This is a genomic window from Kitasatospora sp. NPDC043949 (assembly GCF_056435365.1).
The window spans coordinates 309,792-320,732 of record NZ_JBWKEQ010000002.1 but is presented as its reverse complement, the minus strand read 5'-3'; the positions used below and the strand labels follow the sequence as shown (position 1 = coordinate 320,732).

Here is a 10,941-nt window from a genome sequence, read left to right as displayed (position 1 = left end):
AGCTTCCTGGGCCCCTGCGGCTTCCGGTCCCCTCGGATCTCGAAGTCCATCGCACACCTTGAGCTCGGGTGTTGCGACGACCGCTAGAACCCAAGCCTCGCGCGCCGGGGCCTCGGGGTCGGGCGCGGGGAGTTCGGCGTCCGGGAGGTCGTGGAAACCGTGCACGGTGGCCATCCGCAGGGACGGTGAGCGGTGCGCCCAGGCGCCTCCCGGTGCGGGGTTGGCGTCGAGCACGACGAAGCCGCCGTCGGCGTCCGCCCGGTAGGGGGCGAAGCCGCGGCGGCGGAGGTGGTAGGCGGCGGACAGTCCGGCCTGTCCGGCGCCCACCACCAGGATGTCCACCACGTGGACGTCCACTACCAGGACGTCCGCGTGCCGCTGCCCGCCATTGGTTGCACCGTAAACAGTCACGCCGGTGAAACATCGGGGGTGCGGCGGGTGTTCCCGCGTCCGCGGGTGCTTGCGGTCCCGCCGCGTGGCGCCCCGCGCGGGCGACGCGTCAGACGGCCGGGGAGATCACCGCGGCCGTGCCGTAGGCGCAGACCTCGGTGCCGACGTCCGCCGCCTCCGTCACGTCGAAGCGCATCATCAGCACCGCGTTCCCGCCGCGCGCCTTGGTCTGCTCGATCAGCCGCTGCATCGCCTCGTTGCGGCTCTCGACCAGGGTCTTCGTCAGGCCCCGCAGCTCGCCGCCGATCAGCGACTTCAGTCCGGCGCCGATCTGGCTGCCAAGGTGGCGGCTGCGCACGGTCAGCCCGAAGACCTCGCCGATCACATGATCGACCCGGAAGCCGGGGATGTCGTTGGTGGTCACGACCAGGACGTCGGCGTTCGGGCCCTGCCCGCCGCCGTACTCGTTGATGTCAGCCATGGGTCCATCCTGCCGTGTCGTACGTCCGAGTGATCGAGGCGGGGCCGGGCGATGGCCGAGAAGGGGTCCAGAAGCTGGTTCAGACCGGTGATCGGGCGGCCGAAAGGCCGTACCGTAGCCCCATGGGCGAGCGAAGCGATCATCCACAGGGGCCGGGCGCGGCGGAGGACTCCGGCGCGCAGGAGATCGAGGCGACGGTGGTGCTGGGCCTGCGGATCACCGACTGGCCGGCGCTGCGCGCCGCCGCGATCAGGGCCGTCGAGGAGCTGGTGTTCGAGGGCGTCGACCCGGCCGGCCAGCGCCGCGAGCTGCTGCGCGAGGTCTCCGAGGACGCCAACGCGGCGCTCGGCGCCCTGCTGCACCCGGACCGGCTGGTGGCCGCGATCCCCGGGGTCGAGGCGATCGGCGGCACGCTGGAGATCAGCGTCACCGAGGACTTCGCGCCGGACTTCGCCGAGCTGTTCCCGCTGGAGGGCGACGAGGACGAGGACGGCGGCGCCGGCGCGGACTGGACCCTCACCCCGCGCACCGCCTGCCTCCTGCACGCCCAGCTGATCGGCCTGGCCGACGCCGCCTACGACGACTTCGACGAGCACGGTGACGACCCGGTCGTCGACGGCGAGGACGCCGACTGGGCGGTCTACGCCCGCCTGCCCCAGCGCACCTGGCGGCTGCACCGGAACTGGCGCCGCGCCATGGCCCGGGCCTTCGACGACCTGGCCGACGACCTCGCGCTCGGTGAATGGCCGCTGCCGCGATGTCTGGCCGAGGACATCGGGCTGCGGATGGCCCTGGTGGACGCCCGGGCCCTGCTCGGCGCGCAGCCCGAGTCGGTGGCCGACATGATGGGCGACCTGCCGGCCGACCTGTACGACTACGACTGGGACGGCTGTCACGACGAACTGTTCGGCGTCTACGGACCGGACGACGGCGACCCGGAGCTGGGCGCCGAGCAGCGCACCGAGGTGCTGCTGGCGGCCACGCACCCGGAGGGCTGGTTCCTGACGTACGAGGACGCGGAGGCGCGGGACCCGCAGCGCGGCTACCGGCGCTGACCGGCCGTCGGGCCGGGTCGGCCCTGGTCGGGATGGTGCGAAGTGCTCTTCGGGCGCTGCGACGGGTGGGCGACTAGGCTGCGGGCATGTCCGATACGTCTGATGTGCGTGCGGTACCCGGGGGACCGGACGGGGCGGACGGTCCGGCCCGGGCGGACAGTCCGGCGGGCCGGGACGACCAGGTGCTCACCCGGATCGCGCTCGGACTGGACGGCGTGCAGGCCGCCCAGCGCGGGCGGACGGCCGAGGCGCGGGCCAGCTTCGAGGCGCTCTGGGCGGCGCTCGGCGAGCGGGGCGACGTCTTCCACCGCTGCGTCCTCGCCCATTACCTGGCCGACCTACAGGACTATCCGCAGGACGAGCTGGAGTGGGACCGGCGGGCGCTGGCCGCCGCCGACTCGCTGACCGCCGAGCGTGCCCAGACCTACGAGTCCGCCCTCCAGGTGCGCGCGTTCTACCCCTCGCTGCACCTCAACCTGGCCTCGGACCACCTCAAGCTCGGCGAGCCCGACCTCGCGCGCGAGCAGCTGGAACGCGCCGTGCGCAGCCTGGACGCGCTCCCCGAGGACGCCTACAGCGCGGGCATCCGGTCGGCCGTCGACGAACTGCGGCAGCGGCTGCGCTGAGCGGCGGTGTGCGGGGGCGGAGGTGTGTGGGGGCGGGGGCGTGCGGGGGCAGGGGCGTGTAGGGACGGGGGTGGAGATGGCGGCGGCTCGGGTGGTTCGGGGCGGGTCGTACGGGCTCCCGGCACCGCGTGATCACCGGGGTGGCGGGGCTGGCATGCTGGACGGGTGACTTCTCCGTTCGACACCCCTGCTCCCGATGCCGCTTCCGATCCCGCTCCGGCGCCCGTTTCCGCTGCCGACGACGCCCCGGCCCCGGCGGACCGTGACGCGCGGCCGCAGTACGTGCTGCCGCTGCTCGTCCGGCTGGAGAAGGCCACGCCGCCCGGGCGGACCGACGCGCTGGAGACCTCGGCCCGGGCGGTGCTCACCCTGCTGTCCGACTCGCGGGTGACCGACACGGACGGCGAGTGGGCGGAGCGGGTCGAGGCCTGGGAGGACGCCCGGATCCGCAAGGTGGTCCGGCGGGCCCGGGGCGGGGAGTGGCGCCGGGCGGGCGAACTGCCGGGGATCACGGTGAGCGGACGGGAGGCCGAGGTGCGGGTGTTTCCGCCGGTGCCGTTGGACGGCTGGCCGAAGGACCTCGCCAAGCTCCAGGTCTCCGGGACGGACTTGGAGGAGACCACCGAGGTCGGCGCTCCTGAGCCCGGGTTGCCGGTGCTGTGGCTCAACCCGGAGCTGGAGATGAGCGCGGGCAAGACGATGGCGCAGACCGGCCACGCCGCCCAGCTGGCCTGGTGGCGGCTGGACGAGGCGCAGCGCAAGGAGTGGGCCGAGGCCGGATTCGCGCTCGCGGTGCGGACGGCCCCGGCGGAGGCGTGGGAGGGGCTGGTCACCAGCGGTCTGCCGCTGGTCCGGGATGCGGGCTTCACCGAGATCGCGCCGGGTAGCTGCACGGTGATCGCGGACCACCCGGCATTGCGGGGGACTGCTGAGGTCTGACAGCGAGCTCGGCCCTGCCTCGGCTCACCCGCCACTGGGCCGTGACCGGGCATGGTGGCGTCCCGACGGTTTGACGACGGAGAGCACGACGTTGGCGACGTACACCGACAGCGCGACGATCGGGATGATCACCAGGTTGTAGCGGGTGAATCCGAGGTGCATGTCCGCGATGGTGCCGGTGGGGTGCTGGTCCACCAGATGGGCCGCTTCGTGCAGCCGGGCGGTGAGTTCGAAAATCGAGGCGGCGGTGGCGGCCAGGGTGAGCCAGAACTTGACGGCAACCCAGCGGTACCTGAACAGGCGCCAGGGGGTGCCGAGCGCGAGGAGCAGTCCGGTCAGCAGGGAGAGCAGGCTCAGCGGGAAGACCAGCGCGTCGCCGAGGAGCGGCATCATCCGGTAGGCGCTGCGCAGGGTCTCCGCGCTGTCCGTCAGCAGCCCTGTCGCGCCGAGTGTGAGCAGGCAGAGCATCAGGCCCAGCCAGCTGACCGAGCTGACGATGTGCACGACCACCGCGCTCTTGCGGGCAGTCGGTGAGAGGCGGAAGTTCTTGGGCTGCCGGGTGCCCGGACGGGGCGTTGCCGCGGAGGACGCGGCGGGGGTGGTCATACGGGGTCCTTCGGGAGGCGACGGGGGAGGGGGCCTGCGTCAGGCTCTCGTGGCGAGCGCCGTGGTCGCCGGCCGGTGGCTGCGGCCGGCCACCGGCGTCAGAGCATGATGCGCCCGCCGGCCCGCCGCCCGCCGTCGGGCGCTACTCGCCGGAAGCCTGGTGCCGCCGGATCGCCCGCAGCCCGCCGTAGGCGGCTGCGGCCGTCCAGAGGGCCATGATCAGCAGTCCGGTCCAGTGGCCGTAGTGGATGCCGGCCTCGGTCCGGGTGTGCATCGCGTACAGGCCGGCCCGGTCGGGCAGGAACTGGCCGACCTCGCGGACGCCGGGGATGGCCGCCAGCCAGGTGGTGCCGAGGAACACCATCGGGCCGAGCAGGCCGAGCGCGGCGCTGAAGTTGCCCAGCATCGTGGTCAGTCCGAGGCAGAGCAGCACCAGCAGCGGGTGGTAGAGCGCGCCGGCCACGAAGCTGCGGGCCAGGCCGGGGGTTGACCAGTCCAGTCCGACGGTGGCGTCGACGGCCAGGAACGAGCCCGCCGTCGACGCCAGCCCGAGCAGCAGGCCCAGCCCGGCTCCGAGCGTGAGCTTGGCGCCGTACAGCCGAGCGCGCCGGGGGACGGCGATGAACGAGGTGCTGATCATGCGGGTGTTGAACTCCTGGCCGATCAGCAGGATCCCGAGGCAGGCCACGGCCACGTGCCCGAAGAGCAGCCCGTAGTAGATCCCGTTGGCCGGGTCAGTGCCGGGGGCCACGGTCTTGGGGTCGGAGGCGGCGCTGACGGCCGTAGTGACCCCGACGGTCAGGACCAGGGCGACCAGCGGGGCCGCCCACTGGGAGGGCAGGGTGGTGAACTTGATCCGTTCGGCGCGCAGGGCGTGGGCCGCGCTCATGGTCATCTTCCCTTCGTTCGTGGTCACTTGGCGCGCCGCAGGGCGAGCAGGCCGCCGTAGGCCGCGGCGCCGGCCCACAGGGCCATGATCAGCAGTCCGGTCCAGTGCCCGTACGAGACCTGCGGGTCGTCGGCGTAGTGCATCGCGTACTGGCCGGCCCGGTCGGGCAGGAACTGGGCCACCTGCCGCACCCCGGCCACGCCGCCGAGCAGCGGCGAGAGCAGGAAGAAGACCGGGACCAGCAGTCCCATGGCGGCGGTGAGGTTGCCGAGCAGCGCGGTCGCGCCGAGGCAGAACACCACCAGCAGCACCGGGTAGAGCACGCCGGCGGTGGCGCTGCGGACGAAGGCGGGGCCGTCCCAGTCGCCGGGGACGGTGGCCGCGTACCCGGCGAAGGCGCCCGCCGTGCCCGCCGCGCCGACGCCGAGGCCGACCAGCGCGCCGAGCGTGAGCTTGGCGCCGTACAGCCGTCCGCGCCGGGGGACGGCGGTCAGCGAGACGTCGATCATGCGGGTGTTGAACTCCTGGCCGATCAGCAGGACCGCGAAGCAGACCAGCGCGGCCTGGCCGAAGTTGAGCCCGTAGAAGACGCCCACGCCGGGGTCGTCGGTGAGGTTGTGCTCCGAGCCGCCGAGGGCCGCACCGATCGCCGTGGTGGTGCCCACGGTGAGCGCGAAGGCGAGCAGCGGGGTGATCCAGAGCGAGTGGAGGGTGGTGAGCTTGATCCGCTCGGCGTCGAAGGCGCAGAGGTGGTGCCGGAGAGTTGAGTCGGGGCTCATGCGGTGGCCTCGGCGCGGTACTCGACGCTGTCGGCGGTCATCCGCATGAACGCCTCCTCCAGCGAGTCCTGTTGGACCGCGATCTCGTACAGGACCACGCCGTGTGCGGCGGCGAGCGCGGCGATCTGCTCGGGTTCGGCGCCGGTCACCTCCCAGGCGCCGTCGTCGACCTCGGTCGCGGTGAGGTTGCCGGCGGTGTCCGACTGCCGGAGCAGGTCGCCGCCGAACAGGGCGGCGAGCTTGGCCGAGTTGACGGCCCGGACGCGGATCCTGGTCCGGCCGTGCTGGTCGATGAACTCGGCGGTGGCGGCGTCCGCGAGCAGCCGACCACGGCCGATGACCACCAAGTGGTCGGCGGTGAGCGCCATTTCGGTCATCAGGTGGGACGACACCAGCACCGACCTGCCCTCGGCGGCCAGTTCGCGCAACAGGGTGCGGATCCAGCGGATGCCCTCCGGGTCGAGACCGTTGACCGGTTCGTCCAGCAGCAGCACCGGCGGGTCGCCGAGCAGCGCGGCGGCCACCCCGAGGCGCTGGCGCATACCGAGGGAGAAGCCGCGGATCCGCCGTCCGGCGGCGTCCGTCAGGCCGACCTGGGCGAGCACCTCGTCCACCCGGCGCGGCGCCAGGCCGTTGCTCGCCGCGAGCCAGCGCAGGTGGCCGGCGGCGGTGCGGCCGCCGTGCAGGGCGTGGGCGTCCAGCAGGGCGCCCACCTGCCGTAGCGGCTGGACGAGTTCGGCGTACCGGCGGCCGCCGACCAGGGCGCTACCGGCGGTGGGGCGGTCCAGGCCGAGGATCAGGCGCATGGTGGTGCTCTTACCGGCGCCGTTCGGGCCGAGGAAGCCCGTCACCAGGCCGGGCCGGACCTCGAAGGACAGGTCGTCGACGACGCGCCGACCGTCGTACTCCTTGGTGAGGCCCTGGATCTCGATCACGGCCGCGCTCCCCTCTCGGTGCTCCGGTGCCGGGTCGTCCGGCTGGTGGTCACATTCGACCGGAGCGGGCCGTACCGGCGGATCCCGCCGGGGTCGGGAGCCGTCTCCCTCCCGGGAGGGAGACGGCGGCAGGCCGGCGGGGGAGCCCGGGCCGACCGCTGAGCTGGCAGGATGGTGGAATGCCCAGGATCCTCGCGCCGCTGCTGGCCGGCGCCACGTACGCGCGCCTGCTGCATCTGCTGGTCGGGTGGATCTTCGTGGGCGTCGTCCTGATGATCTACCCGGGGACGTACCACAAGAGCCTGGGCGAGATCGTGGTCGCCGGCGCCGCGGTGGACACCGCCCTGCTCGCCCTGGTCGCCCTCGTCCCCGCGACGCGGCGCGCCGAGGGGGTGCAGGCGCGACTGCTGCTGCTGCCCGACCGCGAGGAGGACATCGCCGCCGAGTCCTCCCGCACCTGGGCGGACCGGCGGCGCACCGCCGGCTGGCTGATCGGGCGGGTCGTGCTCGGCTCGGTGGTCGGGTTCGCGACGGCCTTCGGCCTCACCAGCGGCTACGACCTGCTGACCGGACCGGACTCGTTCTGGTACCTCCCGCTCGCCCCGGTGCTGGTGATCGGCTACGGCTGGCTGGTGGTGTCCGCCGGGCGCCTCCAACTCGCCATGGCTGTAAGGCTTCTGGGGCCATCCCCGGCGGAGCGGCTGGCGGAGGCGGAGCTGCGCGCCGAACGGCTGCTGGAACGCAACAGGTTGGCCCGCGAGCTGCACGACTCCATCGGCCACGCACTGACGGTGACGGTCCTTCAGGCGGGTGCCGCGCGGGAAGTCGGGGACCAGGTGTTCACCGCCAAGGCGCTCGAAGTCATCGAGGAGACCGGCCGCCGGGCCATGGAGGACCTCGAACGCACCCTCGTCCTGCTCCGCGAGACGCCGGAGGGCGCGGCCGTCAACGGAACGGCCACCGAACAGCCCGGTGTCGACCAGTTGCCCGCACTGTTCGACACCGCCCGGTCGGCCGGGAGCCCGGTCGAGGCGCGGATCGAGGTGTCGGCGGGCGCGCTGCCCGGGGTGCTCTCCCGCGAGTCCTACCGGATCGTCCAGGAGGGTGTCACCAACGCGCTCAAGTACGCGCCCGGCGAGCCGGTCAGCGTCCGGATCGCCCTTCAGGGAGGGCAGTTGGAGCTGCGCTGCGCCAATCGCCCGGCGGTCGGCGGCGTTCCGGCGCGCCTCCCGGGCGGCGCGGCGGGCAAGGGCGGCAAGGGGCTGCGCGGCATCCGGGAGCGCGCCACGCTGCTCGGCGGGGAGGCCACCGCCGGGGTTTCGGGCGACGGGGGTGGGGAGTGGGTGCTCGCCGTCCGGTTGCCCCTACGCTTGGGCTCGTGACGAACGATCTTGTGGGCGACGGACCGTCGAGGGGCTCCGCCGGGATGATCGACATCCTGCTCGCCGACGACGAGGAACTGGTCCGGGCCGGGATGCGGGCCGTCCTGGAGGCACAGGGGGACCTACGGGTGGTCGGTGAGGCCGCCGACGGCGCCGACGCGGTGGCGCTGGCCCGCACGCTGCGCCCGCACGTCGTCCTGATGGACGTCCGGATGCCGGTGCTGGACGGCCTGGCGGCCACCCGCGAGCTCCTGCGCCCCGGCGCGCCGGGGGACCAGCCGCCGAAGATCCTGGTCGTCACCACCTTCGAGAACGACGACTACGTCTACCAGGCGCTGCGCGCGGGCGCCGATGGCTTCCTGCTGAAGCGCTCCCGAGCGGCCGAGATCGCGCACGCGGTACGGCTGGTGGCGGCGGGCGAGTCACTGCTGTTCCCGGCCACGATCCGCCGCCTCGCGGCCGGCCACGGCAATCCCGCCGCCCGCGCGACCATGGAGCGGGCGGCACTGACCGAGCGCGAGGCGGAGGTGCTGCGGCTGGTCGCGCGCGGCCTCAGCAACGGGGAGATCGCCGAGCTGCTGTTCCTCGGCGTGCAGACGGTGAAGACCCACGTCAGCAGTGTGCTGGCGAAGCTCGGGGCGCGGGACCGCACCCAGGCGGTGATCGCCGCGTACGAGTCGGGCTTCGTCGAGCCGTCGGAGTAGCGCAGAGCGCAGCGGGCAGGAGCTCGGCGGGGACGCGGGCGGCCCGGCGCGGCCCGGCCCGGCCCGGCGCGGTGTCGGGGTCAGGCCGGGTACGCGTGGGTCTGGGTGGCTTTGACGGAGGCCCAGACCTCGGATCCGGGCGCCAGCCCCAGCTCGGCGACGGCGGCCGGGGTGAGGTCGGCGGCCATCGGGAGTTCGCCCGCGAGGTCGGCGCGCACCTGGTCGCCGTGCAGGTCCAGGCCGGTGACCTCGGCCTTCCACACGTTGCGCGCGCTGGACTGGGGCCGTTCGCGGTGCAGGGTCACGGCGGACGGCGGGAAGGCGACGAAGGCCGGGCCGGACAGCTCCTCGGTGGTGGCCAGGACTGTGCCGGCCGTGAGCGTGACCTGGTGGCCGTCGGCCACGCCCTGGTACAGGTTCAGTCCGACCAGGCGCGCGATGTAGTCGGTGCGCGGCCGCCGGGCGACCTCCGCCGGGCTGCCGGACTGCACCTCGTGCCCGCTCTCGATCACCACCAGCCGATCGGCGAGTACCATCGCGTCCAGCGGGTCGTGCGTCACCAGCACCGCCACGGCCTCGAACTCGGCCAGATGGCGCCGCAGTTGGGCGCGTACGTCGAGCCGGGTGCGGGCGTCCAGAGCGGCCAGTGGCTCGTCCAGCAGCAGCAGCCGGGGGCGGACGGCCAGCGCCCGGGCCAGCGCCACCCGCTGGGCCTGGCCGCCGGAGAGGCTGCCGGGTCGTACGGAGGCGTGGTCGGCCAGGCCCATCCGCTCCAGCCAACCGGCCGCCTCGGCCCGGGCGGCACGCTTGGGGCGGCCCTGGCAGCGCGGGCCGAAGGCGACGTTGTCGAGCGCGCTGAGGTGCGGGAAGAGCAGGTAGTCCTGGAACACCACACCGACGGGACGCTCCTCGGCGGGGGTGTGCACGCGCTGCCCGGGCTCCTCCAACAGGCGTCCGTCCAGGCGCAGGTGGCCGCCGGTGAGCGGGAGCAGCCCGGCGAGGGCGCGCAGGGCGGTGGACTTGCCGGCGCCGTTCGGGCCGAGCAGCGCGATCACCTCGCCGGGTGCGGCGGTGAGGGCGAGGTCGAGGGTGAACGCGGCGCGCTCCACCCGCAGCCGGGCGTCGAGGGCGGGTGCAGGTGCAGCCGCGGCGGCCGTGGAGGCGGGGTCGGCCGAGTCGGTGGGGTCGGTGGGGTCGGTGGGGTCGGTGGGGGAGGTGCTCATCGGGGCGGCGTCCAGGGGGTCGGGGCAGCGGTGGCCGGGCTCCGGCCCGGGGCTCGCGGGGCCGTCACGGGGTCGACATCCAGCGGTCGCGCAGGCCGACCAGGACCGCGACGGAGACCACCAGCAGGACCAGCGACAGCGCGATCGCCGCCTCGGGGTCCGATTCCATGGCGAGGTAGACGGCCAGTGGCATGGTCTGGGTGCGGCCCGGGAAGTTGCCCGCGAAGGTGATCGTGGCGCCGAACTCGCCGAGCGCCCGGGCCCAGGCGAGGACCGCCCCGGCGGCGATCCCCGGGGCGATCAGCGGCAGGGTCACCCGGCGGAACGCCGTCAGCCGGGAGGCGCCCAGGGTCGCGGCCGCCTCTTCGTAGCGGGGGTCGGCGGCGCGCAGCGCACCCTCCACGCTGATCACCAGGAACGGCATCGCCACGAACGCCTCGGCGATGACCACTCCGGTCGTGGTGAACGGCAGCGTGATGCCGAAGGCCGAGTCCAGCCAGGAACCGACGATGCCGCGCCGTCCGAGGACCAGCAGCAGTGCCACGCCGCCGACCACCGGCGGCAGCACCAGCGGCAGGGTGACCAGGGCCCGGATCACCCGTCGGCCCGGCAGCTCGGTGCGGGCGAGCAGCCAGGCCAGCGGGACGCCGAGGACCAGCGAGACCGCCGTGGCCGCTGTCGCGCAGATCAGCGACAGACGCAGGGCGTCCCAGACGGCGGCGCTGGTGAGCTGCTCGGACAGGCCGCTCCAGGGCGCCCGGACGAGCAGGCCGACCAGCGGCAGGATCAGGAACGCCAGCCCGAGCAGCGCCGGGAGCAGCAGCGTGACCGGGACGCGGTGGGTGCGCCGGCGCCGGGGGGGGGGGGGGGGGGGTGGGGTGTTGGGGGGGGGGGGGGGGGTGGTTGTGTGGATTGTGCGGTTCCTCGATGCT

At 74.0% G+C, this 10,941-nt stretch carries 13 protein-coding genes; 5 read left to right on the top strand and 8 right to left on the bottom strand.

Translation table 11 applies throughout. The features are described from left to right. Nucleotides 1-363: NAD(P)-binding protein (locus AC07AL_RS03590; RefSeq protein ID WP_478316703.1), on the bottom strand; the 363-nt coding region annotated here is incomplete at its 3' end. A gap of 136 nt (nucleotides 364-499) precedes the next feature. Then, nucleotides 500-871, bottom strand: coding sequence for a YbjQ family protein (locus AC07AL_RS03585; protein ID WP_363579424.1), 372 nt, complete (start codon nucleotides 869-871; stop codon nucleotides 500-502). Nucleotides 872-993: 122 nt separating this feature from the next. Here AC07AL_RS03585 and AC07AL_RS03580 point away from each other — a divergent pair, with 122 nt between their 5' ends. From AC07AL_RS03580 to AC07AL_RS03570, 3 genes are all read left to right on the top strand, one after another. Beyond that, the gene (locus AC07AL_RS03580; protein WP_350875123.1) at nucleotides 994-1,926 is read left to right on the top strand and encodes a hypothetical protein; all 933 of its coding nucleotides are present in this window, start codon (nucleotides 994-996) and stop codon (nucleotides 1,924-1,926) included. An 86-nt stretch (nucleotides 1,927-2,012) separates the two neighbouring features. Continuing rightward, nucleotides 2,013-2,552, top strand: coding sequence for a hypothetical protein (locus AC07AL_RS03575; protein ID WP_400804851.1), 540 nt, complete (start codon nucleotides 2,013-2,015; stop codon nucleotides 2,550-2,552). A 165-nt stretch (nucleotides 2,553-2,717) separates the two neighbouring features. Beyond that, nucleotides 2,718-3,491: a peptidyl-tRNA hydrolase gene (locus tag AC07AL_RS03570; RefSeq protein WP_478316685.1), complete on the top strand. Its 774-nt coding sequence runs from the start codon at nucleotides 2,718-2,720 to the stop codon at nucleotides 3,489-3,491. A gap of 24 nt (nucleotides 3,492-3,515) precedes the next feature. Here AC07AL_RS03570 and AC07AL_RS03565 read toward each other — a convergent pair whose 3' ends face one another. From AC07AL_RS03565 to AC07AL_RS03550, 4 genes are all read right to left on the bottom strand, one after another. Further along, nucleotides 3,516-4,097, bottom strand: coding sequence for a DUF2269 domain-containing protein (locus tag AC07AL_RS03565; RefSeq protein ID WP_478316683.1), 582 nt, complete (start codon nucleotides 4,095-4,097; stop codon nucleotides 3,516-3,518). A gap of 142 nt (nucleotides 4,098-4,239) precedes the next feature. After that, the gene (locus AC07AL_RS03560) at nucleotides 4,240-4,986 is read right to left on the bottom strand and encodes a hypothetical protein (protein WP_478316681.1); all 747 of its coding nucleotides are present in this window, start codon (nucleotides 4,984-4,986) and stop codon (nucleotides 4,240-4,242) included. A 23-nt stretch (nucleotides 4,987-5,009) separates the two neighbouring features. Then, on the bottom strand, nucleotides 5,010-5,765 hold the full coding sequence (locus AC07AL_RS03555) for a hypothetical protein (protein WP_363579409.1): 756 nt from the start codon (nucleotides 5,763-5,765) through the stop codon (nucleotides 5,010-5,012). Then, nucleotides 5,762-6,700: an ABC transporter ATP-binding protein gene (locus AC07AL_RS03550; RefSeq protein ID WP_363579408.1), complete on the bottom strand. Its 939-nt coding sequence runs from the start codon at nucleotides 6,698-6,700 to the stop codon at nucleotides 5,762-5,764. Before AC07AL_RS03550 ends, AC07AL_RS03555 begins: the two co-directional genes overlap by 4 nt. A 179-nt stretch (nucleotides 6,701-6,879) precedes the next feature. Here AC07AL_RS03550 and AC07AL_RS03545 point away from each other — a divergent pair, with 179 nt between their 5' ends. After that, nucleotides 6,880-8,082: a sensor histidine kinase gene (locus AC07AL_RS03545; RefSeq protein WP_478316679.1), complete on the top strand. Its 1,203-nt coding sequence runs from the start codon at nucleotides 6,880-6,882 to the stop codon at nucleotides 8,080-8,082. A 44-nt stretch (nucleotides 8,083-8,126) separates the two neighbouring features. Beyond that, complete coding sequence (locus tag AC07AL_RS03540) at nucleotides 8,127-8,786, top strand: response regulator transcription factor (protein ID WP_363579664.1); 660 nt, start codon at nucleotides 8,127-8,129, stop codon at nucleotides 8,784-8,786. Between the two features lie 80 nt (nucleotides 8,787-8,866). Here AC07AL_RS03540 and AC07AL_RS03535 read toward each other — a convergent pair whose 3' ends face one another. Together AC07AL_RS03535 and AC07AL_RS03530 are read right to left on the bottom strand one after the other, a co-directional pair. Beyond that, nucleotides 8,867-10,009 carry an ABC transporter ATP-binding protein gene (locus AC07AL_RS03535; RefSeq protein ID WP_400804872.1) on the bottom strand — a complete coding sequence of 381 codons (1,143 nt, stop codon included), beginning with the start codon at nucleotides 10,007-10,009 and terminating at the stop codon, nucleotides 8,867-8,869. 64 nt (nucleotides 10,010-10,073) lie between these two features. Continuing rightward, the gene (locus tag AC07AL_RS03530) at nucleotides 10,074-10,922 is read right to left on the bottom strand and encodes an ABC transporter permease (protein ID WP_478316701.1); all 849 of its coding nucleotides are present in this window, start codon (nucleotides 10,920-10,922) and stop codon (nucleotides 10,074-10,076) included. Nucleotides 10,923-10,941 lie beyond the last annotated feature (19 nt).

Excerpts from the sequence above, each read along its gene's own strand:
- AC07AL_RS03585 (WP_363579424.1), bottom strand. The coding sequence starts at position 871 with ATGGCTGACATCAACGAGTACGGCGGCGGGCAGGGCCCGAACGCCGAC.
- AC07AL_RS03580 (WP_350875123.1), top strand. The coding sequence starts at position 994 with ATGGGCGAGCGAAGCGATCATCCACAGGGGCCGGGCGCGGCGGAGGAC.
- AC07AL_RS03575 (WP_400804851.1), top strand. The coding sequence starts at position 2,013 with ATGTCCGATACGTCTGATGTGCGTGCGGTACCCGGGGGACCGGACGGG.
- AC07AL_RS03565 (WP_478316683.1), bottom strand. The coding sequence starts at position 4,097 with ATGACCACCCCCGCCGCGTCCTCCGCGGCAACGCCCCGTCCGGGCACC.
- AC07AL_RS03560 (WP_478316681.1), bottom strand. The coding sequence starts at position 4,986 with ATGAGCGCGGCCCACGCCCTGCGCGCCGAACGGATCAAGTTCACCACC.
- AC07AL_RS03555 (WP_363579409.1), bottom strand. The coding sequence starts at position 5,765 with ATGAGCCCCGACTCAACTCTCCGGCACCACCTCTGCGCCTTCGACGCC.
- AC07AL_RS03545 (WP_478316679.1), top strand. The coding sequence starts at position 6,880 with ATGCCCAGGATCCTCGCGCCGCTGCTGGCCGGCGCCACGTACGCGCGC.
- AC07AL_RS03540 (WP_363579664.1), top strand. The coding sequence starts at position 8,127 with ATGATCGACATCCTGCTCGCCGACGACGAGGAACTGGTCCGGGCCGGG.
- AC07AL_RS03535 (WP_400804872.1), bottom strand. The coding sequence starts at position 10,009 with ATGAGCACCTCCCCCACCGACCCCACCGACCCCACCGACCCCACCGAC.